19 protein-coding genes are annotated in these 21,556 nt (G+C 55.0%); 13 read left to right on the top strand and 6 right to left on the bottom strand.

Features of this window, described 5'->3' with window-relative positions:
- Nucleotides 1-137 precede the first annotated feature (137 nt).
- The 3 genes from R1T41_RS20160 to yjfF are packed head-to-tail and all read left to right on the top strand — an operon-like array spanning nucleotide 138 to nucleotide 3,680.
- Nucleotides 138-1,643, top strand: a complete 1,506-nt coding sequence (locus R1T41_RS20160; protein WP_317338824.1) for a sugar ABC transporter ATP-binding protein — start codon at nucleotides 138-140, stop codon at nucleotides 1,641-1,643.
- Between the two features lie 41 nt (nucleotides 1,644-1,684).
- Nucleotides 1,685-2,713 (top strand): ABC transporter permease, encoded by a 1,029-nt coding sequence (locus R1T41_RS20155; protein ID WP_052268416.1) that lies wholly within the window; start codon nucleotides 1,685-1,687, stop codon nucleotides 2,711-2,713.
- On the top strand, nucleotides 2,703-3,680 hold the full coding sequence (yjfF, locus tag R1T41_RS20150) for a galactofuranose ABC transporter, permease protein YjfF (RefSeq protein WP_082832881.1): 978 nt from the start codon (nucleotides 2,703-2,705) through the stop codon (nucleotides 3,678-3,680). The genes R1T41_RS20155 and yjfF overlap by 11 nt, the downstream gene beginning before the upstream one ends.
- A 435-nt stretch (nucleotides 3,681-4,115) precedes the next feature.
- Here the strand turns inward: yjfF and R1T41_RS20145 are convergent, their stop codons facing one another.
- Nucleotides 4,116-4,865, bottom strand: a complete 750-nt coding sequence (locus R1T41_RS20145; RefSeq protein ID WP_007092507.1) for a FadR/GntR family transcriptional regulator — start codon at nucleotides 4,863-4,865, stop codon at nucleotides 4,116-4,118.
- Between the two features lie 629 nt (nucleotides 4,866-5,494).
- Between R1T41_RS20145 and R1T41_RS20140 the strand changes: the two genes are divergently transcribed.
- Nucleotides 5,495-6,268 carry an SDR family NAD(P)-dependent oxidoreductase gene (locus R1T41_RS20140; protein ID WP_209221862.1) on the top strand — a complete coding sequence of 258 codons (774 nt, stop codon included), beginning with the start codon at nucleotides 5,495-5,497 and terminating at the stop codon, nucleotides 6,266-6,268.
- A 66-nt stretch (nucleotides 6,269-6,334) separates the two neighbouring features.
- Nucleotides 6,335-7,324, top strand: a complete 990-nt coding sequence (gene araD1 / locus R1T41_RS20135) for an AraD1 family protein (RefSeq protein ID WP_062953030.1) — start codon at nucleotides 6,335-6,337, stop codon at nucleotides 7,322-7,324.
- 96 nt (nucleotides 7,325-7,420) lie between these two features.
- On the opposite strand, the gene R1T41_RS20130 is transcribed toward araD1, so the two are convergent.
- Nucleotides 7,421-8,212, bottom strand: a complete 792-nt coding sequence (locus tag R1T41_RS20130; protein ID WP_317338819.1) for a hypothetical protein — start codon at nucleotides 8,210-8,212, stop codon at nucleotides 7,421-7,423.
- A gap of 531 nt (nucleotides 8,213-8,743) precedes the next feature.
- Between R1T41_RS20130 and R1T41_RS20125 the strand changes: the two genes are divergently transcribed.
- The 3 genes from R1T41_RS20125 to R1T41_RS20115 all read left to right on the top strand — a co-directional run bounded on the left by R1T41_RS20125 (nucleotide 8,744) and on the right by R1T41_RS20115 (nucleotide 13,309).
- Nucleotides 8,744-10,537 (top strand): ATP-dependent nuclease, encoded by a 1,794-nt coding sequence (locus tag R1T41_RS20125; protein WP_317338818.1) that lies wholly within the window; start codon nucleotides 8,744-8,746, stop codon nucleotides 10,535-10,537.
- Between the two features lie 2 nt (nucleotides 10,538-10,539).
- Complete coding sequence (locus R1T41_RS20120; protein WP_317338817.1) at nucleotides 10,540-11,964, top strand: UvrD-helicase domain-containing protein; 1,425 nt, start codon at nucleotides 10,540-10,542, stop codon at nucleotides 11,962-11,964.
- 409 nt (nucleotides 11,965-12,373) lie between these two features.
- Nucleotides 12,374-13,309, top strand: coding sequence for a pirin family protein (locus tag R1T41_RS20115; RefSeq protein WP_317338816.1), 936 nt, complete (start codon nucleotides 12,374-12,376; stop codon nucleotides 13,307-13,309).
- 128 nt (nucleotides 13,310-13,437) lie between these two features.
- Here the strand turns inward: R1T41_RS20115 and R1T41_RS20110 are convergent, their stop codons facing one another.
- Complete coding sequence (locus R1T41_RS20110) at nucleotides 13,438-14,646, bottom strand: MFS transporter (RefSeq protein ID WP_317338815.1); 1,209 nt, start codon at nucleotides 14,644-14,646, stop codon at nucleotides 13,438-13,440.
- Nucleotides 14,647-14,770: 124 nt separating this feature from the next.
- On the opposite strand from R1T41_RS20110, the gene R1T41_RS20105 reads away from it, so the two are divergent.
- Nucleotides 14,771-15,712, top strand: a complete 942-nt coding sequence (locus R1T41_RS20105) for an AraC family transcriptional regulator (RefSeq protein ID WP_247793310.1) — start codon at nucleotides 14,771-14,773, stop codon at nucleotides 15,710-15,712.
- A gap of 19 nt (nucleotides 15,713-15,731) precedes the next feature.
- Here R1T41_RS20105 and R1T41_RS20100 read toward each other — a convergent pair whose 3' ends face one another.
- Nucleotides 15,732-16,304 carry an XRE family transcriptional regulator gene (locus R1T41_RS20100; RefSeq protein ID WP_317338813.1) on the bottom strand — a complete coding sequence of 191 codons (573 nt, stop codon included), beginning with the start codon at nucleotides 16,302-16,304 and terminating at the stop codon, nucleotides 15,732-15,734.
- Between the two features lie 92 nt (nucleotides 16,305-16,396).
- Here R1T41_RS20100 and R1T41_RS20095 point away from each other — a divergent pair, with 92 nt between their 5' ends.
- Entirely contained in the window at nucleotides 16,397-16,909 is a 513-nt protein-coding gene (locus R1T41_RS20095; RefSeq protein ID WP_317338812.1) for an N-acetyltransferase family protein, read from the top strand.
- Between the two features lie 25 nt (nucleotides 16,910-16,934).
- Here R1T41_RS20095 and R1T41_RS20090 read toward each other — a convergent pair whose 3' ends face one another.
- Nucleotides 16,935-17,606, bottom strand: a complete 672-nt coding sequence (locus R1T41_RS20090; protein WP_317338810.1) for a LysE family translocator — start codon at nucleotides 17,604-17,606, stop codon at nucleotides 16,935-16,937.
- 52 nt (nucleotides 17,607-17,658) lie between these two features.
- The gene (locus R1T41_RS20085; protein WP_317338808.1) at nucleotides 17,659-18,489 is read right to left on the bottom strand and encodes an IclR family transcriptional regulator; all 831 of its coding nucleotides are present in this window, start codon (nucleotides 18,487-18,489) and stop codon (nucleotides 17,659-17,661) included.
- A gap of 68 nt (nucleotides 18,490-18,557) precedes the next feature.
- On the opposite strand from R1T41_RS20085, the gene R1T41_RS20080 reads away from it, so the two are divergent.
- The 3 genes from R1T41_RS20080 to R1T41_RS20070 all read left to right on the top strand — a co-directional run bounded on the left by R1T41_RS20080 (nucleotide 18,558) and on the right by R1T41_RS20070 (nucleotide 21,493).
- Nucleotides 18,558-20,273, top strand: a complete 1,716-nt coding sequence (locus R1T41_RS20080; protein WP_317338805.1) for a thiamine pyrophosphate-requiring protein — start codon at nucleotides 18,558-18,560, stop codon at nucleotides 20,271-20,273.
- Nucleotides 20,274-20,390: 117 nt separating this feature from the next.
- Nucleotides 20,391-20,864 (top strand): hypothetical protein, encoded by a 474-nt coding sequence (locus tag R1T41_RS20075; RefSeq protein ID WP_317338803.1) that lies wholly within the window; start codon nucleotides 20,391-20,393, stop codon nucleotides 20,862-20,864.
- A 128-nt stretch (nucleotides 20,865-20,992) separates the two neighbouring features.
- A complete protein-coding gene (locus tag R1T41_RS20070; protein ID WP_317338802.1) occupies nucleotides 20,993-21,493 on the top strand; it encodes a hypothetical protein in 501 nt (166 codons plus the stop codon).
- The last annotated feature ends 63 nt before the right edge of the window (nucleotides 21,494-21,556 follow it).

The raw sequence follows: 21,556 nt of genomic DNA, 5'->3' as shown, positions 1-21,556 counted from the left end.
TGGGATGACGCAACTGGCGTGATGTCTGAACGCATCCCTGTCTGATGGTGGGGGTGCGTTTGGACGCATCCGGGCATGAATTTCGTGCCGTGTATGATGTGTCAAAGCCAGTGAACATAAAGGGAGAGGGGCTATCCATGTCTGAGAAGACGCAATCCGTGCTGTCAGTACGCGGGGCGGGAAAGTTTTTTCCCGGCGTCAAAGCCTTGCAGGATGTCGATTTCGATTTGCGATCCGGTGAAATTCACGCGCTTCTGGGTGAAAACGGTGCCGGGAAATCGACCCTGATCAAGGTGATTACCGGGGTTCATCCGCGCGATGCCGGTACGGTCCTGCTTGACGGGCAGGAAATCAATCCAAATCATCCGGGCGACGCGCAGGCGCTTGGCATTTCGACGGTTTATCAGGAAGTGAACCTGGTTCCCACGCTGTCGGTTGCCGAAAACCTGATGCTGGAACGCCAGACATTGAAATTCGGGTTTATTTCGTGGAAGAAAACCGAAAGCGACGCCAAGGCAGCGCTTGAAACGCTGGGGCTTGATATTGATGTCAACCGGCCGCTGGGTTCCTATTCGGTGGCGATCCAGCAATTGGTTGCGATTGCACGTGCGGTAGCACTTGATGCGCGGGTTCTGATCCTTGATGAACCGACCGCAAGCCTTGATGCCGAGGAAATCCGCACCCTGTTTCGCATCATGAACGAACTGCGTGCCAAGGGGCTTGGCATTGTGTTCGTCACCCATTTTCTGGATCAGGTTTACGCAATCACGGACCGGATCACGGTGCTGCGCAACGGGCGGCTTGTTGGTACGTTTGTGACCAAAGAACTGGCGCAGATTGACCTGATCAATCACATGCTGGGCCGGGAACTGGCCGAAGTCAGTTCGCATCGCCATCAGGATGAAAGCAATTTTACCGGCAAGGGCCGCCAGATCCAGATCAAGAATTTGGGCAAGAAACGCGTGCTGGAGCCCGTGACGCTTGACCTTTCGGGCGGCGAGATTGTTGGTCTTGCCGGGCTTCTGGGGTCAGGCAGGACGGAGCTTTCGGAGCTTATTTTCGGGGCGAAAAAGGCCGATAGCGGCCTTGTGTTCCTTGACGGGGAGCCGGTGATGCTGCGATCCCCGCGCCATGCGATCCGGTCGGGTTTCGGGCTTTGCCCCGAGGACCGCAAACAGGATGGCATTGTTGCCGAACTGAGTGTGCGTGAAAATATCATGCTGGCCCTTCAGGGACGGCGCGGCTGGCTGCGCCCGATTGCACGCGCCGAGCAGCAGAAAACCGCCGATGAGATGATCAAGGCGCTGGGGATTGCAACACCAGACAGCGAAAAGCCCGTCGGGCAGCTGAGCGGTGGCAATCAGCAGAAGGTCATTCTGGCGCGGTGGCTGGTGTCCAAGCCGATTTTCCTTATTCTTGACGAGCCGACACGCGGGATTGATGTCGGCGCGCATGCCGATATCATCAAGCTGATCAAGGAGCTTTGTGACGAGGGGCTGGCCCTGTTGGTGGCGTCATCCGAGCTTGAGGAAATCGTTGCCTTTGCCGACCGGGTGGCGGTGATGCGCGACCGCCAAAAGGTTTCCGAACTTACGGGTGCCGAAATCACGCAGGACAGGATCATCGAGGCGATTGCACGATGACCAGCTTGCAGGACAAAAAGAAATTACGGGAAAGCAGCACCATGTCTGCATCTTCTTTGCTGAGCCGGCAATGGTTTGGCCCGGTGGCGGCCCTTGTGCTGATCATTCTGGGTATCGGGATCATATCGCCGGACTTTTTTGATATTCGCATCGTTGACGGGCATCTTTACGGATCGCTTGTTGATGTGGTGCATCGCGGGGCGTCAACCGCCCTTGTCGCGGTCGGCATGGCGGTGGTCATCGGTACGCGGGGCATTGATCTTTCGGTCGGATCGGTGATTGCGATTTCAGCAGCCGTCATGGCGGTCCTGATCCGTGATACAGATCTTCATCCCGCCGTCATCATCCTGGCCGCCCTTGGCGCCGGGGTGCTTTGCGGGCTGTGGAACGGGATGCTGGTGGCCTATCTTGATATCCAGCCGATCATCGCGACCCTGATCCTGATGGTGGCCGGGCGCGGGATTGCGCAGATGATCACTGATGGCCAGATCGTGACCTTCCACGGGGCGTTTTTCGAAGGCATCGGCAGCGGTTATCTGCTGGGTATTCCGTGGCGGGTGATCATTGCCGCGGTGGTGATTGGGGCGCTTTACGGCGTGATGCGCAAAACAGCCCTTGGCCTGTTTGTTGAATCGGTTGGCGGCAATGCACGCGCCAGCCGTCTTGCGGGCATTGATGCGCGCGGGATCAAGCTTCTGGCTTATGCGATTTCGGGGCTTTGTGCGGCCTTTGCCGGGATCATTATTGCCGCCGATATTCGCGGGGCAGATGCCAACAATGCCGGTCTGTGGCTTGAACTGGATGCCATTCTGGCGGTTGTTATTGGCGGCGCGTCGCTGATGGGCGGGCGGTTCTTTATCGGCATGACGGTGATCGGGGTTCTGATCATTCAGTCGCTGACCACGGGCATTTTGCTGTCGGGTTTGCCGTCGCAATATACCCTGATCGTCAAGGCGGCGGTGGTGATGGTGGTTCTGCTGGTGCAGGCGCCGAAATCCCGCGAACTGGCGGGCAAGGCGTGGGAAAAGATCGGCAGCCGGAAGGTGCGGGGGAATTCCGATGAAAATTAATGAACGTTATTACCCGTTGCTTGCCACTTTGGCGGTGCTGGCCCTGCTTTACGGTTACGGGATTGCTGAACATCGGGCGTTTTCCGATACCTATGTTCTGGGTGCGCTTCTGACCGATAATGCGTTTCTGATCATTACCGCGGTCGGCATGACATTCGTTATCCTGTCGGGCGGGATTGATCTTTCGGTTGGGTCGATGATTGCCTTTGTCGGCGTATTGATGGCCGAACTTGTGACCGGGTTTGGCATGCATCCGCTAGTGGCGGTGGTGATTTCGATAGCGGTGGGCACGCTTTTCGGGGCCTTCATGGGGGTGATTATCGCCAAGTTCGATATCCAGCCCTTTATCATCACCCTGGCGGGGATGTTTTTCCTGCGCGGGATGTGTTTTTTGATCAACCTTGATTCCGTGCCGATTGATCATCCGTTTGTCGCCGATTTCAGCGGATTTAAAATCCCGCTGCCCGGTCGCGGCTGGATCAGTGCGGCGGCGTTGCTGATGCTGATGACGGTGATTGCCGGGGTGGTGATTGCGCATTACACCCGGTTCGGGCGCAATGTCTATGCGATTGGCGGGGATCGTCAATCGGCGGAATTGCTGGGCATTCCGGTGCAGGGCACGATCATCCGGGTTTATACTTTGTCGGGCTTTTTCAGTGCCTTGGCCGGTGTTGTTTTTGCGTTTTATACCGCGTCGGCCTATCCGCTGGCAGCTGTCGGGGTGGAGCTTGACGCAATTGCGGCGGTGGTGATTGGCGGAACACTTCTGACCGGGGGCATGGGCTTTGTGGTCGGCACCTTCTTTGGCGGGATCATCATGGGGGTGATCCAGACCCTGATCGCGTTTGACGGGTCACTCAATAGCTGGTGGACCAAGATCATGATCGGGGCGCTTCTGTTTGGCTTTATCGTGCTGCAACGCCTGATTACAAGGTCATTTTCGGGCATGCGGGCCGGGGCGGGGTGACCTGAAACTGGTCACGTCATAGCGTAAAATTCGGGCCGGGGCGGCAGGGCTGCCTCGGCCCGAATTGTTTTCCGGGCCGTCCATTCCGGCGGCCAGAATGCGGCTTTGCGATCCGGTTTTTTATGAAGTTATTTTTCATAATCGATCCGATTTTTCATTTTTGGTGAATAATGGATCGGGAAGCGGCGTGGCGAAGATCGTGACCCTGCGTTTCGGGTACGAAAAACCGGCTTTTATTTGTGTGAGGAATACGGGTTTTGGCCGTTATGAGACGAAAAACGGCTTTTTATTTGTATGAGGAATGCAAAAGGGGCCGTCCTGATGACAGCCCCGTTTTTGTCTTTTGCCGCTGTGTGGGCGCGATGACAGCGCCGGGCCTGTAAGGCGGGATCAAAGCGATATCCAAAGCGATATCACAGACCGGTCAAAGCAGTATCAAAGACCAATCACGTCCCAGTCATGTTCGCTTTTCATGCCGAGCTGCTGGCGGAGTTGCAGCATGGTGCGGCTGAGCAGGTTGCGCATGGCTTCGCGGGCGTCGCCGGGTTCGCGGTGCGCGATGGCGCGGTAGACCGCGAAATGGTCGGGCAGGGATTTGACATGCGCCTTTGGCCCGCCCGACGATAGGCGGAACGAGCCGATCAGCGCGGTTTCAATCAGCATGCCGAACGATTTCATGAAATCATTGCCCGATGCATCCAAAATCGCCTGATGGAACACAAGGTCGGTGATATAGACGGCCTCGGTACCCAGTTCGGCATTTTCCATGCCGGTATAGGCGGCCTCGATGGTGGCGAGCTGTTCCTCGGTCGCGCGTTCGGCGGCCATGGCGGCGGTGTTGGGCTCGATGATCATGCGGGTTTCAAACAGGCCATACAGAAACGCCGGATCGGGATCGGGGAAATGCCAGGACAGAACATCGGGGTCCAGAAGGTTCCAGCTTGTGCGCGGTTTGACGCGCGTGCCGGTTTTCGGACGGCTTTCGATCAGCCCCTTGGCCGAAAGGATCTTGATCGCCTCGCGCAGGGCCGTGCGCGAGACATCAAGCGATTCACTCAAGGCCGCCTCGGTCGGGAGGACATCGCCCGGTGCCAGTTTGCCCGAAACGATCCGTGATCCCAGATCATGGGCAACGATGCTGTGCAGGCTGCGTTTGGCATAGGTTCGTGACATGGACGATGGCATTCAAATTCCTCCGGTGCGGTCTTTTGATATCTGTGGAAAGCGGTGGTTCGATGTGTGACCGCACTCTGACATTATTCATATAATATGAATTTATTTTAAGGGCAACTTCCGTGCGCCCGATAATGCCTTGTGCTGCAACGCATATATTTATTTCGGTGGCTCTGCGCCGTGTGCGATTGCACCCTATCGGAGGTGTCATTTTTATAGACCACTTATCACCAAATAAGAAGCAATGAGTTTGGCATTGTCCCGGACCCGGATGTTGCCGGTTTGCGGCTTGACAGCAAGCCACATCCTGATAATTAATGTTATTGTATGAAGAATAAAAGAACAAGACTGTCAGGAGGAAGCGCCCCATCGTGCGGCAACGGGTATTGTAAACGGGTATCATAATCCGGCCCGAAAGATGCGCGATGGTGGATTTTCGCAAAATTTGCGGGCAGGCGGGCGAGATGTTTTGCATTTACCCGATCACCTGACGTGATGTGATGCGATGCCCCTTACGTACCCCTTGTCGGGTGCATCCTGCCAGTTTGAACCCTGATCCCCGATCATGGCGTGCCGGAGGGAACCGGTACCTGGATCAGGGATCGGCACACAAAGACCAGATGACGGGAGAGCCGACGATCATGTCCGATCGCATGCCAACGAACTATACCAGCCTTGCCGATAAATCGGTTTTCATTACCGGCGGTGCCACGGGCATTGGCGAGGCGCTTGTAACCGCCTTTGTCGAGCAGGGGGCGAAAGTCGCCTTTGTCGATATTGCCGAGGAAGCAGGCCACGCGCTTGTTGAAAAGCTGGGCAAGGATGCCAAGAACAAGCCGCTTTTCATCACATGCGACATTACCGATATCAAGGCGCTTCAGGATGCGGTGGCGCTGGCTGCCAAGGCCAACGGCCCGATCACGGCGTTGCTGAACAATGCCGCCAATGACACCCGCCATAAATGGCAGGACGTGACGCCGGAATATTGGGATGAGCGCCAGGCGATCAATATCCGCCCGTCGTTTTTTGCCATTCAGGCGGTCGCCCCGATGATGCAGAAGGCCGGTGGCGGGGCGATTGTCAATTTCGGGTCGGTGAGCTGGATGATGGGGCAGGGCGGCATGCCGGGCTATACCACGGCAAAGGCCGCAACCCATGGATTGACGCGCGGCATGGCGCGTGACCTTGGCAAGGACGGCATCCGGGTCAATACGCTTGTGCCCGGCTGGGTCATGACGCAGCGCCAGCTTGACCTTTGGGTCGACGAAGCTGCCGAGCGCGAAATTGACGAGCGCCAGTGCCTTAAGAACAGGGTGATGCCGAGCGACATCGCGCGCATGGCGCTTTTCCTGACCTCGGATGAAAGCCGCATGGTGACGGCACAGAACTTTATCGTTGATGGCGGCTGGGTCTGATCGCGGTCTGATCGGCCGGAAAATACCCCCGATTTTACGAACAGAGACATTATCAGGACAGATTTCATGAGACTGGTTCAATACAAGGATACCGCCGGCGCGCAGCATGTGGCCGTGGTCGAGGATGCCAAAACCCTGATCCCGCTTAAGGCGGTTGCCTCCACGCGCGAGCTTGCCAGCATCGCGATTTCGCAAGGGGTGACGATGATCGAGGCGGCAAAGGCCCGCCTGGGCGACACCAATGTTGATTATGACGAGGTCGCCAAATCCGGCCGTCTGTTGCCGCCGATCACCCATGCCGATCCGGCGCATTTCCTTGTCACCGGCACGGGGCTTACCCACCTTGGCTCTGCGTCGGCCCGGGCCAACATGCACAAGGCCGATAACAAGGCGGCGGACGAAACGGATTCCATGAAGATGTTTCGCATGGGGGTCGAGGGCGGCAAGCCAAAAGCAGGCGAACAGGGCGTGCAGCCGGAATGGTTTTACAAGGGGGATGGCTCGGTCGTGGCCAATCCGGGCGCGGATATCCCAAGCCCGTCCTTTGCCCTTGATGGCAGCGAGGAACCCGAAATTGCCGCGATTTACGTGATTGACCCCGAAGGCAATCCGGTGCGCATCGGCTTTGCGATTGGCAACGAGTTTTCCGATCATGTGATGGAACGCCAGAATTACCTTTATCTGGCGCATTCGAAATTGCGTGCGTGCGCGATGGGGCCGGAACTGCTTCTGGGTGATCTGCCAAGCCATGTTGAAGGCACGTCACGGCTTTATCGCGATGGCAAGGTGATCTGGGAAAAACCGTTCCTGAGTGGCGAGGACAATATGTCTCACTCTCTCGCCAATCTTGAATATCATCACTTCAAATATGATCTGTTCTGCCGCCCGGGCGATGTGCATGCGCATTTCTTTGGCACGGCGACGCTTTCCTTTGCCGATGGCATCAAAACGCAGGATGGCGACGAGTTCGAGATCGAGGCTGCCCCGTTTGGCCGCGCGCTTCGCAACCGGCTTAAAACGCAGGCGGAACGCAAGGTGACGATCAGGTCGATCTGATTGACCGGATCGATCTGACGCCCAAGGGATATCAGGGTTTTACCAAGGGGCCACGATAAAAGCCCCGTCTCCCTCCAGAGCACTTCGTGCCCCGGCTCATGTTATTGGGCCGGGGTTTTGTTTTTGGGGATTTTTAAGGGAGCAATCTATTTGCGTATTGCCAACTTTGATTGGAAAGACTTTTTTTGAAGGAAGCTCAATCTCTATGAAGGCCGTGTCATGACGTTTATCTTTCCCAAATACACGGAGTAGCGCTTGATTCCCGATTTTTGACCAAAGAATTTCTGCGTTTTTCAAGATTACTAGATCTTTACCATTTAGGCAGGCGTCGGGTTCAATCTTTGACAATTGAGCAACATATTCAATTTTTTTCCATGACTCAGTATCAATGGATACGGTTGCATTGTGGTCACTGATTCCGAAATATGAGAAGGGAAATTGTATTATCATGCTGGGGGAACCAATGACCATTGGTGTAATAAAGGCCGCGCAGATCATGATGATATTGCTTTTGGATTTTTGCAAAGGCAATACGCTTCCGTCTGCCATCTGGGGATGAATATGTATTCCATACCCTAAGCACAATCCCCCTAATGCGAAGCTTAGAATCAGTTTGATAATTAATGTTTTTTGATTTAAATCCTGATGTCCGAATATAATTGCCAATATAAATATTATTATGGTTATGCAAAATAAAGATGATAATATTGTCATTGTTTTGTCTATTTTGTCGTAGTGATAATTTTCTCCGAATGGATTTTCTTTTGTTTCATTTCCAAATTTTGTTTTTATTTTTGCTATAACGGGAAAAATAAATACAGTTGATAGATATCCTGTCGCAATTCCAATTATTAAAGTTATGAGTAATCCGAGTGTTATGAATATCATGAATATCGTATCTGATACTGATATGCCGACAGGGTAAAAATTAATTTTCAAACAGTAAAATGCTACTGTTAGCGCTCCAGTTCCTAGCGAAATTACAGGAACAATTTTCAGTATGGAACTGATGCATTCTAAAATTATTCTAGTTTGGTGCATTTTCTATTCTCAATTGATTTCAGATGATTTTTGCATTTATAGGTAGTGGTCAATTGTGTCAATCTCACAAATCGTTAACTGATCTCGTAGGTGGAATATAAGTTCACGGCCTGCGAAATTTGAGCAATTCGTGCTCAGGTCGGACAGATAAAGCGCTCAGGTTTACCAAGGGAGCAGCGATGAAAGCCCTCCTTCCTTCAGGGAATCAACTACCCCGGCTCAATTTATTGGGCCGGGGTTTTGTTTTTTAACTTTAGGTTGTGGTTCGGGTGTAAATCGTGCTCTTCTAAAGTATCTTTTGGGAGCCGTAGGTTTCACAGAGGGTAGCCTGTCCTCTTTTCTGGTTAGAAAGTGGGGAAATTACGAAGGAGGCGAGTTTTGGCTGTCATACGTGAGGTGGAGATTCGCAATTTTCGTGGGATCTCTTATTTGAAATGGTGTCCTAATCCCGGCATAAATTGCTTGATCGGCCCGGGGGATTCCGGAAAATCTACAATACTTGATGCCATTGATTTATGCCTTGGCAGTCGACAGAACTTCACGTTCACAGACGCCGACTTCCATTTCTGCAACTTTTCAGACCCCGTAATCATAGATGTGACGCTTGGGGAACTTGATGATGCATTGCTCAACCTTGAAGTTTATGGGCACTTTTTCAGAGGTTGGGAAGGTGGGACATGCACATTATATGACGAAACAAGTGCCGCATTGGAGACAGTTCTCACACTTCGACTGATCGTGCGAGATGATCTCGAGCCGCAATGGCTTCTGTTTTCCCCTGGGCCAGCCGCCGAGGATAGAGAAAAAAACTTACAGTGGAAACACCGGCAGAGGATTGCTCCGGTTCGTCTTGGTGCTGTTGCTGCTCACCATTTAGCTCTAGGCCCGAGATCAGTCCTCGGTAAGTTGTCGGACGACGTGGCGCAAGCGGCGTCTGCTTTGGCATCAGCCTCAAGGCAGGCTAGGCAAACGTTTGCTGACCAAGGGTGCGAAGGTATTGAAACGCTCCTATCTGCCTCGAAGCGCATTTCAAATGATATGGGTATCCGTGTTGATGAGGTTAAGGCACTACTCGATGTAAAAGGGATGATGCTTTCGGGAAGTACGATTTCGTTGCACGACCAAGACCAGGTTCCGATGAAAAATCTTGGATCAGGCTCTACTCGTTTGCTGGTGACGGGACTTCAGAAGGAGGTTGGGCGCTCTTCAATCTTCATCGTGGATGAGGTTGAATTTGGGCTTGAACCTTATCGTATCGTGCGGCTTTTGGATTTGCTGGGAGCTAAGAGGAATGATGAGAGTCAGCAAGTATTTTTGACAACTCATTCACCTGTTGTTCTGAGGGAACTGTCGTCGGCTCAACTATTCAGAGTTGGGGGGCAGCGAGAGTCGTTGCCGACGGCTGAAGTTGGTGATGGCGTACAGCCAGCTGCACGTAAGATCATCCGGAATCGACTAAATCCCCTTGGTGGTAGTCTTGAGGCCCAGAAAACCCTTCGAGTATGCGCTGAGGCGTTTCTGGCACCTAGCGTTATCGTCTGTGAAGGTAAGACGGAAATTGGTGTTATTCGTGGGTTGGATCTCTGCGATCAGGATAATGGTCGTACCAGTATTTTAGCTCTCGGATGCCATTGGGCGGATGGAGATGGTTCTACTATGTTTGAGCGTGCCTATATTTTCGCGAGCATGGGGTATAGGACTGCGTTGTTTATGGACTCAGATGTAGCTTACCCTGCCACTGAATACACAAGATTACAGGAAGCAGGCATAAGCGTTTTTCGTTGGCCGGACGGATATTCGACTGAACAGGCATTATTTTTTTCGGTTGCTGCCGCCCAAATTCCGACGCTGCTTGACATCGCCTGCCAGTGGCGGTCGACAGATTCTGTAGATCATAGAATTAGGAATGCCAGCAGCAATAGTTACACGCTTGCAAGTTGTCGTGAGAGTTTTGTCGACGAAATGCGTCCGATACTTGCCCGGTGTGCGAATGATGGAAAATGGTTTAAAGATATAGAGCCTGCGGAAATAGCATTTCGCAATGTCGTGGCGCCTAATTGGCATCAAACCCTCCCTATACTTACTTCCGCACTAAATGGGCTTTGGCGCTGGATATCTCCACCTCCACCTCCACCTCCACCTCCACCTCCTTCGCACAACGTGTTTGAGTAAGTATGGTTGAGGTCAGCGATATTATTCAGGCGCGGCGAGGTCATGTTGAAGCTCCGGCAGGATGTGGTAAGACGCAACTTATTGTCGAGAGTGTAGGTCGAGAGACTCAGAAACCTACTTTGATCCTAACGCACACGACTGCTGGAGTGGCCGCTCTTCGGCAGCGCTTAAAGCTGCGTAGTGTGCCGACTTCTAACTATCGTCTGAGCACGATTGCGGGGTGGGCACTAAAGATCGTTGCTATGTTTCCTGAGCGAGCAGGGCTAAGGCATGATCCGCTCTTGGCTCCGGACTATCCAGCGATACAGGCGGCTGTCGGAGCGCTTTGCGTGTCGGGTAATATAAGTCGCGAGTTACACGCGACTTATGCGCGGTTGCTGGTAGACGAGTATCAGGATTGCTCTGTGAGCCAACACGCAATTGTTAATGGGATAGCAAACGCTATTCCGACAGTGGTGTTCGGCGATCCTATGCAAGCTATTTTCGGGTTTAACGCAAATGATCCTTTAGCCAATTGGCGTGACCACGTCACTGCAGCGTTCCCTCTAATCGGGCAACTAACCGTCCCGTGGCGGTGGAACAACCTCGGGGCAAATGATCTTGGTGCGTGGCTTTTGCAGGCTCGTGAAATTCTGAGGGAGGGGCAATCTCTTGACTTGCGAACTTGTCGGAACCGGGTGGTGTGGCATTCTATTGGTCGCGATCCCAATGCGTTAATCAGCGAACAGGTTAGAGTTCAGTACGAGATTTCCAGACAATATCCGACTGAAAGCATTTTATTCATTGGGGACTCAATACAGGCTCAGTCTAGGCATAACTATGCTAGTCGAGTGCATGGAGTAGGTGTCGTGGAACCCGTGGATTTCGGGGATGTAGTTGAGTTTGCCAATCAGATGAATGGCCAAGTTGGTCAGGAACTATTGAGAATATGTCTCGCATTTTTAAGTGGTGTGATGACGAATGTGCAAGGGAAGCGGTTGTTAGACCGAATTAAAACTATCGAAGCTAAAAGGAATCGAACGCCGGCAACAAATACTGAACTGGCCGCAATTGCGCTTGTTAATGGTGGAGGCTATCCACATGCGATAGCGTTTTTGGAGGCTATGAGAGCTGATGCTGATAGGCGGGTATATCGCTATAGTGCATTCAATCTTTTGCTCGAAGGGCTCATGGTTGCCACGCAAGCTGATAAGGGTTTAGTCGAGACAATTGCTGCGTTAAGAGAGCAGAGGCGTCATGCGGGACGTATTGTTCCCACTAAAGCTGTGGGTTCGACCTTGTTGCTCAAAGGCTTAGAAGCTCATCATGCTGTAATCCTTGATGCAGACCGCCCCGGCAACGCAATGTCCAGAGCGCATTTGTATGTTGCCCTATCACGAGGCGCCCGATCAATTCATGTTTTCTCTCGGAGCCCCGTTTTACCCTGACGGACACGTGCTAGTTCTCTGTAGTGTTTGTTGAATAATTGAGATTGGCACCCGGTTCAGGAATTTGAGCCGGTTTTTTTGTTTTGGACCGTGCGCGCTTTGCGAGATGGATTCCCGCTTTCGCGGGAATGACGGGGTGGGGTGGCTTGGTTTGGCTCGGCTCGGCATGGCATGGCGTGGCGGTTCTGGGTGACTTGCGGGGCGGTTGGGTGCAAGCTGTGTGTTCGGCCTTGGGCTTTGCTTTGGGCTCCGTTCTGTGTTCCGCTTTTGGCGACACAGCGTGGCGGTTCGGGGGACTAGCCGGATGGCCGTGCGCGCGCCAGTCTGCATCATCGCCATCGGGCCGTCGCACCGGCAGGGCCGATAAAGTCGCCATACCCGTCCAAAGACCCGCAAAAGGATGACGCCCATGAGTTGGAACCCCGCACTTGAACCCGGCTGCCCCGATATTGTCGATAGTGATGCCATCGAGACCCTGATCATTCCGCGGTCCCGCGATCTTGGCGGGTTTGAGGTCAGGCGGGCCTTGCCCGCGCCAAAGCGCCAGATGGTCGGACCGTTCATCTTTTTTGATCAGGCGGGACCGGCCGAATTCCTGACCGGGCAGGGCGTTGATGTCCGGCCGCATCCCCATATCGGGCTGGGCACGGTGACCTATCTGTTTCGCGGTGATTTCCATCATCGCGACAGCACCGGGGCCGATCAGATCATCAAGCCGGGGGAGCTTAACTGGATGGTGGCCGGGCGGGGTGTTTCGCATTCCGAACGGACATCCGCCACGGCGCGAAGCGGCCCCAACAGCCTGTTTGGCATACAGACATGGCTTGCCCTTCCCGAAGCACAGGAAGATATCGCCCCGACATTCGCCCATCACGGCAAGGGTACCTTGCCGGTGATCGAGGAAGACGGCGTTTCGGTGCGCCTGATCCTTGGTACTGCCTATGGCGAGGTGGCCCCGGCGACGATGTTTTCCGAAACCTTCTATGCCGATGTGAAGCTGGATGCCGGGCGGATGTTGCCGATGCCCGATGATCACGAGGATCGCGGGATTTATATTGTCGAGGGTTCGATCTCGGTCGCGGGGCAGGATTTTGACGCCGGGCAGATGATGGTGTTCCGCCCCGGTGACAGGATTACGGTTGTCGCCGGGGAGCGTGGCGCGCGGCTGATGATCCTTGGCGGGGCGACATTTTCAGGCCCGCGTTATATCTGGTGGAATTTCGTGGCCTCGTCCAAAGAACGGCTTGAGGAAGCCAAGGCCGACTGGCGGGCGGAAAACTGGGGCAAGGGGCGGTTTGACCTGCCGGTTGATGACCGGGATGAATTTATCCCGCTGCCAGAGTAAATTGGCAGAGTGAATTAGCCGAGTGAATTGGCATAAAGAAACCCCGGCAGTGGTGACACTGCCGGGGTGCACTGGGCCCGCCTGATCAGGCATCAGGGTGGGGGTGGGGCGATGCCTCGGTCCTGACCTCAGGCCTGTTCGGTTGCGGGAACAGGGCTGGTCCGCAGACCCAGTGTAACGATGATCGATGCGCCGACCAGCAACATGCCGGCGATGGTAAAGACGCCAAGTGCGCCGCTGGCGTCAAACAGAAGGCCGCCAACGCCAGAGCCCGTCGCAATGGCAAGCTGGAAGCCCGCGACGAGAAGGCCGCCGCCGCTTTCGGCTTCGTCCGGGACGGTGCGCGTGATCCAGGTGGACCAGGCAACCGGCACCCCGCCAAAGGCCATGCCCCAGATCGCGACAAGAACGGTGGTCGGGACAATTGCGCCCTGAATGGTGACCATGCCGATCCCGGCAAGCCCCATGATCATCGGCATCAGGGCAATCGTCATACGAAGGGAGCGTGCGACCAGCGCGCCGCCGACATAGGTGCCGATGAAATTGGCAAGACCAAAGCCGAGCAGAATGCCCGAAACGCCCGCCGTGGCAACGCCGGTGATGTTTTCAAGGAACGGCCGGACATAGGTGAACAGGGCGAAATGGCCGGTAATGATCAGCACGAGCGAAAACAGGCCGAATTTCATGCGCGGGCGGCTGATGACCTCGACCAGTGTACGCAGCGTCGCACGGCCCCGCGGCGGCATTTTCGGCAAAGTCAGGAACTGCACGACAAGGGCCAGAACGCCCAGCAGGGAGGCCAGCAGGAACACATCGCGCCAGCCAATCACATCGCCAAGATAGCTTCCGAGCGGGGCGGCAAAGATGGTGGCGGCCGAAACGCCGCTAAACAGGATGGAGAGCGCACGCGGAATGCTTTTTTCCGGCACAAGGCGCATGACGGTGGCGGCCGACATGGTCCAGAAACCGCCAAGCGCTATCCCCAGCAGAACACGACCGGCCAGCAGCACCGCAAAGCTGGGTGCTGTGGCGACCATGATGTTCGAGATGGTCAGAAGGATCGAAAAGCCCAGAAGGACATAACGGCGGTCAATGCTGCGGGTTACGGTCGCGGTCAGAAGGCTTGTGATCAGGGCCAGAATGGCGGTGGTTGACATTGCCTGACCAGCGAGGCCTTCGGTAATCCGCAGGTCATCGGCCATCGGGGTCAGCAGGCTTACGGGCAGGAATTCGGCGGTGACCAGCCCGAAAACCCCCAATGTCATGGAAATAACCGCCCACCAGGCCGGCGCGCCTTGCGCAGCAGCAGCCGTGGGCTTATTTACTGTCTCAGTCATCGAATGTCCTCTCGGATAGAGTGTTTGTGCATTGCAAACAGAATAGAGTGGACTTGCCGGACGGGCTATGCCAGTTTCTCCTTGATTATTGATCAATCGTCCGAAAGATACCGGAATTGATGACATGCAGATGCTTTCCAGTGACCTGATCAGCGAGCTTTTGCTCGGCATGCGGCTTGACGGGCTGCATTACAACCGCATCCAGATTTCCCCGCCCTTTGGCGTGCGATTTGGCGATGATCCGACGCGCGCACAGTTCCATTTCATCGCGCGCGGGCGGGTTTACCTGCGCACCGATAGCGGGGTTGTCCATACGCTTGAGGCCGGTGATGCGGTGCTTTTGCCGCGCGGGGGCATTCATGCGCTGCTGTCGGACCCGTCGATCCCGTGCCTTGACGTGACCGATTACAGTGTGACGACGATCTGCCGCCGGGTGGATGACATTCATGCCTGCAAGGCGGAGCTGTGCCGCAGCACCGATACGCTGATTTTCAGCGGCTGCATGGAATTTGACCTTGGCGGGATGCATCCGCTGGTCAGCATGATGCCCGAGGTGATGCAGGTCGGCACCCTGATTGATCGAAACCCCGAACTTTTGCCGGTGCTGGAAGCCATGGCGCGCGAGGTTTCGACCGAGCGCGCCGGTTTTGCCGGGATCCTGACGCGGCTTGCCGATGTGGTATCGGCATCGATCGTGCGCGACTGGGTCGAATGTGGATGTGGTGATGCGCAAGGGTGGGTCGAGGCATTGCGCGACCCGCGCATGGGGCGTGTGATTGCCGCCATCCATCGCGATCCGGGCCGCAACTGGACCGTCGAGGCGATGGCATCGGAAATGGGCAGTTCACGCTCGGTCTTTGCCGAACGGTTCCTTGAGGTCACCGGGGTGACGCCGCTTCGCTATGTCACGGAACTTCGCATGCGCCTTGCCAGCCAGTGGATCACACGTGATCGCATGGCGATTGATGTGGTGGCCGAACGGCTTGGCTATGGCTCGCAGGCGGCATTTAGCCGGGCCTTCAAACGCACAACCGGCAAATCACCGGGCACCATGCGGGCGGCATAGCCAGCCGCGCGGTTTCCCGTCAGTACGAGTTGCGTACGACGGCGACCAGATAGCGGCAGTTTTCAGGGCTTTTATTTTCAAATATGCAATCTTGCGGCGGGCCGAGTTCAAGGCTATCGCCCGTGTCGAGGTGATGCACCCTGTCGCCTTCGTGAAACAGCAATGTTCCCTCAAGCACCCAGATCGCCTGCTGAATGAAGCTGTATGCGGAGGCGGGCATGGTGACCTGTTTTCCGGCGGGCAGGGTGACTTCGACAAGTTCGAGCGGGATTTTCTGCCCCGAAAGCACCTGACGGCGGACATAACCGGTTTCGGGATCCGACCATAATGGCTGCTCTGCCTGTTTCCGTACACCATGATGGACGGGGCTTGCTGACGAGAGCAATGCCGAAACCGTAAGCGACAGGGCCCCGGAAAGCCGGCCGAGAACCGTTGCTGTCGGGCTGGCTTCGCCGCGTTCGATCTTGCTGATCATGGCCTTGGAGACGCCGGATTTATCGGCGAATTGACCCAGGGACCAGCCGCGGATTTCGCGTTCGCGCTTAAGCCGGGCAGCAAGGGTGGCAGTGGTTTCGTCTTCTATAATGATCATAGTGATGTTTGTTTTCCGTAAAATCGATATTGACTGTCTACTATAATGGATTATCGTCGGCAAGAGATTATCGGCATGAAAAAACGGAGACGATGATGCTTGTGCGCGGTGCGACGGAACGGGACCTTCCGGAAATTCTTGAAATTTACAATCAGGTTCTTCGCGACAGTACGGCGATTTACGATGACGTGCCATCCAGCCTTGAGGAGCGCCGTGAATGGTTCGACGGGCGCAATCAGCAGGGATTTCCGGTTCTGGTGGCGGAGGGCGATGGCAAGGTTCTGGGCTTTGCGTCCTATGGCCCGTGGCGGGCGCGCTGGGGATATCGCTTTACGGTCGAGCATTCCGTGCATGTGCATGTCGATCATCGTGGGGCGGGAATTGGCAGGGCGCTGTTGACGGCGCTGATCCCGATGGCCAAAGAGGCCGGTATGCATGTGATGATTGGCGGCATTGATGCGGAAAACGTCAATTCCATTCGATTTCATGAGCGGTTTGGTTTTGTCGAGGTCGGCCGTGCCAAGCAGGTTGCGCGCAAGTTTGACCGGTGGCTTGATCTTGTGACGATGCAGCTTTTTTTAAACGAGCCGGGTGCCCGCGCGTAAATGACGTAGAAGATTCCTGTTGCCGTCAGGATAGCGACAGCAGGGCCATGGCGAGGGATGCGACCAGCAGGACAGCAAACAGGATATTGATCAGCCGCCCGAAACGCGGATCGGATAGCAGGCGCGCAAAGCCCGCCCCGAAAACCAGCCACAGACTATTGACCAGCACGATCACCAGCGCCAGAGCCGTGATTTTAAGGGTGTTATCAAGCCATAAGGAATGTGGCGCGATGGCATGGGCGGCATAGACCGCACCGATGGCGGCGAAGGCCTTGGGATTGGCGATTGCCAGCATCACGCCGCCGCGGAAATCGGGGGCTTTGGCTTCAGGGGTGGTTTCGGGGCTGGCTTGGGTCTGATGTGCTGGTTTGCTGGCGGGCCTGATCGGGGCGGTGGCGATTTTCCATGCCAGATAAAGGATATAGATCGCGGCAATTGCCGTCAGGACTTGACCGGCAACCGGATGGGCGAGAAGGGCGGCGGCAATGCCGGTGGCGACCATCAGCAAAACCGCAATCGTGCCGATGATGATCCCGCCGAGATAGCCAAGGCTTGGCCGAATGCCAAAGGCCGAACCACTTGCGGCCAGGCTTATGGTCGCGGGGCCGGGGCTGCCCATCAGCGGCAGGGCCGCCAGCCAAAGCAGCAGCAGATTTTCAATCACCATGTTGCGCGCCTTTTCGGTTTTTGGGGCCATCGCCGGAAATGTCGCATGGTTTGCCGGATGTCGTCTTGAACGATTGTGACGATCAGAAATGCCCGTAAAGGGCGCGTGTGCCGTTTTCGGCGGCGTCGCGCAGGGCCGCCAGAACGTGATCGCGTTTCTGTTCGATCAGGGTCGGGGAGGCGCCAAAGACCGAAATGGCGGAAACCATGCGGCCATGCTGGGTCAGGATCGGGACGGCGAGGGCGTAAATGTCGCTTTCGCGTTCGCCGTTATTTGTTGAAAAACCCTGTTCGCGGATGGTGCGCAGTTCGGATTTAAGGGCTGTCAGATCGGTGATGGTGCGTTCGGTCATGCCGGTCAGGTGGATGCTATCGAAATAGCGGTCCTGCTGATCCGGGCCCATGAAAGCCAGCCACAATTTGCCATGGGCGGTGCAAAAGGCATCCAGGCGCGATCCGATGCGGATATCGACATAAAGCGAACGATCCGGCAGGGCCTTGGCGATGCAGACCGCCATGTCGCGATCAAATTCGGTGGCCATGCAGGCCTCGCCCACCTTGCGCGCCAGATCGTCCAGCACCGGCTGGATCAGGTTGGGCAGGCTGCCGTCGCGCAGTACGCGATCCCCCAGATCGGCAAAGACATAACCCAGCCGGAAGACCCCGCGCGCAACCATGCGAAGCGCACCTGCCTGTTCCAGCGTATGCAGGAACCGATGCGCGGTGATGGTGTTGATGCCAAGGGCCGCGGCGGTGTCGCTGGCGGTCAGCTCAGACCGTCCCTCGGCAAAGAGTTCGAGGATGCGAAAGGCCTTGAGCACCGATCCGTTAAGCTGGCTTGGCATCATGTTTCCTTTGGTCTGGTGGTTTTGTGCTGCACGCGCATGATTTTGCATCGCGGTGCCTTGACGCATGCTCGATTTCGATAATAAACTATATTATAAATCAAATTTCAAATATAGAAATATGGCAGGAACGTCAAATGAAAAATGACAAGGCGCAAATCACGCTCACCGCAGGCGGGGCCGTTCTGGCGCGAATGAAGGCGATCGGGGTGGATTATATCTTTGCCAATTCCGGCACCGATTTTCCGCCGATTATCGAAGGGCTGGCCGAAGCCAATGCCAAGGATATCGAGCTTCCTCATGCGCTTGTCATGCCGCATGAAAATGCCGCGATGGGCATGGCGCATGGCTATTACCTTGCGACCGGCAAAACCCAGGCGGTGATGGCGCATACCAATGTCGGGCTGGCCAATTGCGCGATTGGCGCAATCAATGCCGCGACCGAGCATGTGCCGGTGATCCTGATGTCGGGCAGAACACCGGTGATGGAACAGGGGCGGCTTGGCGCGCGCACGGTTCCCATTGGCTGGGGCCAGGAAATGCGCGATCAGGCGGCGATGGTGCGCGAGGCATCGAAATGGGAATACGAGCTTAAATTCCCCGAACAGGTGCCCGACGTTGTTGACCGTGCCTATGCAATCGCATCGTCCGTGCCTAAAGGGCCGGTTTATGTATCCCTGCCGCGCGAGGTTTTGTGCGAACCCTGTCCGGGGGATGCGATTGACGCGCCGCTTCGCATGCAGCCGGTCCGGGTGATGCCGCCAAGCGAAAGCCTTGAGGATGCAGCACGGATCCTTGCCAATGCCAAAAACCCGGTGATCATTGCCCAGCGCGGTGCGGGCACCCACGAGGCCTTTGATCGCCTGTCGTCACTGGTGGATCAGTGGGGCATTCCGGTGGTGCAATATTGGGCGATCCAGCTTGCCCTTGGCACCGATCATCCGATGATGGCGGGGATGGATCCGGCGCCGTGGCTTAAAGATGCCGATGCGGTTCTGGTGATTGATTGTCTGGCCCCGTGGTCGCCCGATATTCATACGCTGCGTTCCGATTGCAAGGTAATCCAGATCGGGCAGAACCCGCTTTATTCGCGTTTTCCGGGGCGCAATTTTGCCGCCGACCTCTCGCTTACCGGGGAAACCGGAGATGTGATCGTGGCGCTGGCCGACGCGCTGGATCGCCATCATGGCGATCATCGCGAAACGTGCGCGGACCGGCGTGAAAAGGTCGCGGCGATCAATGCCGCCACGCGCAAAAAGGCACTGGCGGCGGCCGATGCCGGATCGGTTGATCCGATGAGCAAGGCCTTTGTTTCGCGGTGTCTTTCGGAGGCGATTGCCGAACGGTCGGCGACGGTGTTTTCGGAGCTTGGCTGCCCGCTGGAGCCGCTTTCGCTTTCGGAACACAGTAGCTGGTATCAGGAGCCGCATTCCGGCGGGCTTGGCTGGTCCTTCCCGGCATCGATGGGCTATCAGCTTGCCGATAAGGATAAGCTTGTGATCGCGACCATGGGGGACGGATCATATATGTTTGCCAATCCGACGGCGTGCCATCAGATTGCCGAGGCGCTGGAGCTTCCGATCCTGATCCTTGTTCTGAACAACAATGAATGGGGGGCCGTGCGTCAGTCGGTGACCGGGATGTATCCCGATGGTTATGCGGCGAAAACCAACCAGATGCCCCTGACCGGCCTTAAACCCAGCCCCGATTTCACCAAGGTCGCGGAAGCCAGCCGGGCATGGACGGCGAAGGCCGAACGGGCGACCGATTTGCCGGAAATCCTGCGCCGTGCGATTGCCCATATCGACACCAACCGCAGCCATGCGCTGGTTGAGGTGACGATTGCGCCGTAAGTCGTTACAGGCAGGAGAATTTTTTGACAGGGTGTCGTGAAACCGGCACCCTAATTCTTTGGCAAATCAGATAAATTACTTTAGGTTGCATACCTTGGTGGCGGATTGGGGCGCAAGATGAAGTATGCAACACTAAGAAAGTATGTTCGTTTCTCTACGTTGAAACGCAGCAAATGCGTGTTGATCACTTTGTTTTTCTGGCCAATAATTGCAGGATTTCTGATTTATAATCAGTTGTTACCAAATTTAGATTGGTTGAATTTCGGTATTCCTTCTGTCTTTCCGGTGTTAGTGCCGCTTTCTCCAAATCGTCGGAAGGGGCTTCGCGCTATTGCTTTCAAGCCAACTGTTTGGGGGTGGAGGCGCCGTCCTCATCCGAAGTTGCATTTGGTTGTTATGCATTTTGCGGGACCGGGATTAATATTTGCGTATTTTGGTTTATCGCAACACGATGCCCAATTCATTCTCCCAGCATTTGCATTTTTGGGTGTATTAGCTATTGCTCCTCCGTTGTTGTTCTGGCGCCCCCTTATTCTGAGGGTGCTGTTAGGCTTTGATAAGCGGACAAAGGTTTTTGGGGTGATAAAGTGACATCTTTGCGTTGGTGGAAGTAATAGTCACGCAGAAAGGAGCTTTACACAAAGGGGAATGTTTTCGGGCGTCAGAATGCTTGCGTCCGTTTTTTGTGTTGCTGTGTGCAGTTCTCGTTATGATTGTAAATGCCGTACAGTATTTCGGGAGAAGCTGTGTATCAATTTGCAAGAATCATTGTTCGTCTGTATCGACTGAAAAATGGAAAGCTCATCAGGGTTCTGGCATTCCTTGTTTGGCCGATCATTGTCGGTTTTCTAATCTACGGCGGCTTATGGTCTTTGACGGTTTTAGAGTTGGTCATTTATGCCATCTTGCCGATATTATTTCTCAGCTTTCTGCCATCTAGAGGTCGGTATCTTCGGCAATTTGAAAAACATGTAAAGCGACGCATTCACCCCTTTCCAGGGTATGGGGCATTTTATGTTCTAGCTATTATCCCATTTATGTGGGTTGTTCATCCCGTGGTTCTGGAGAAAGGGCCAGCGTACTTTATCCCATTCTTTCATATCGCATTTTCTGCGAGCTATGGTTTGGTTGTTCTTATGTTCCGGCCATGGATTTTACGCGTGCTGTTTGGATGTGATCGCCGAACCAAAATCCTGGGTGCTTTGCGCCACGCAAGATAGTGTGTTCCCGATATGCTGTATGAATTACCTGATATTCATGTGTAATTTGCTGGCAGGTTGTAA

The organism is Thalassospira lucentensis (assembly GCF_032921865.1).
GTDB lineage: Bacteria > Pseudomonadota > Alphaproteobacteria > Rhodospirillales > Thalassospiraceae > Thalassospira > Thalassospira lucentensis_A.
The sequence above is the reverse complement of the archived record's forward strand: the minus strand, read 5'-3'. Positions and strand labels throughout refer to the sequence as shown.

Excerpts from the sequence above, each read along its gene's own strand:
- R1T41_RS20080 (WP_317338805.1), top strand. The coding sequence starts at position 18,558 with ATGAAAAATGACAAGGCGCAAATCACGCTCACCGCAGGCGGGGCCGTT.
- yjfF (WP_082832881.1), top strand. The coding sequence starts at position 2,703 with ATGAAAATTAATGAACGTTATTACCCGTTGCTTGCCACTTTGGCGGTG.
- R1T41_RS20085 (WP_317338808.1), bottom strand. The coding sequence starts at position 18,489 with ATGCGTCAAGGCACCGCGATGCAAAATCATGCGCGTGCAGCACAAAAC.
- R1T41_RS20105 (WP_247793310.1), top strand. The coding sequence starts at position 14,771 with ATGCAGATGCTTTCCAGTGACCTGATCAGCGAGCTTTTGCTCGGCATG.
- araD1 (WP_062953030.1), top strand. The coding sequence starts at position 6,335 with ATGAGACTGGTTCAATACAAGGATACCGCCGGCGCGCAGCATGTGGCC.
- R1T41_RS20140 (WP_209221862.1), top strand. The coding sequence starts at position 5,495 with ATGTCCGATCGCATGCCAACGAACTATACCAGCCTTGCCGATAAATCG.
- R1T41_RS20115 (WP_317338816.1), top strand. The coding sequence starts at position 12,374 with ATGAGTTGGAACCCCGCACTTGAACCCGGCTGCCCCGATATTGTCGAT.
- R1T41_RS20100 (WP_317338813.1), bottom strand. The coding sequence starts at position 16,304 with ATGATCATTATAGAAGACGAAACCACTGCCACCCTTGCTGCCCGGCTT.
- R1T41_RS20095 (WP_317338812.1), top strand. The coding sequence starts at position 16,397 with ATGATGCTTGTGCGCGGTGCGACGGAACGGGACCTTCCGGAAATTCTT.
- R1T41_RS20070 (WP_317338802.1), top strand. The coding sequence starts at position 20,993 with ATGCCGTACAGTATTTCGGGAGAAGCTGTGTATCAATTTGCAAGAATC.
- R1T41_RS20155 (WP_052268416.1), top strand. The coding sequence starts at position 1,685 with ATGTCTGCATCTTCTTTGCTGAGCCGGCAATGGTTTGGCCCGGTGGCG.
- R1T41_RS20075 (WP_317338803.1), top strand. The coding sequence starts at position 20,391 with ATGAAGTATGCAACACTAAGAAAGTATGTTCGTTTCTCTACGTTGAAA.
- R1T41_RS20110 (WP_317338815.1), bottom strand. The coding sequence starts at position 14,646 with ATGACTGAGACAGTAAATAAGCCCACGGCTGCTGCTGCGCAAGGCGCG.
- R1T41_RS20160 (WP_317338824.1), top strand. The coding sequence starts at position 138 with ATGTCTGAGAAGACGCAATCCGTGCTGTCAGTACGCGGGGCGGGAAAG.
- R1T41_RS20145 (WP_007092507.1), bottom strand. The coding sequence starts at position 4,865 with ATGCCATCGTCCATGTCACGAACCTATGCCAAACGCAGCCTGCACAGC.
- R1T41_RS20130 (WP_317338819.1), bottom strand. The coding sequence starts at position 8,212 with ATGATATTCATAACACTCGGATTACTCATAACTTTAATAATTGGAATT.
- R1T41_RS20120 (WP_317338817.1), top strand. The coding sequence starts at position 10,540 with ATGGTTGAGGTCAGCGATATTATTCAGGCGCGGCGAGGTCATGTTGAA.
- R1T41_RS20090 (WP_317338810.1), bottom strand. The coding sequence starts at position 17,606 with ATGGCCCCAAAAACCGAAAAGGCGCGCAACATGGTGATTGAAAATCTG.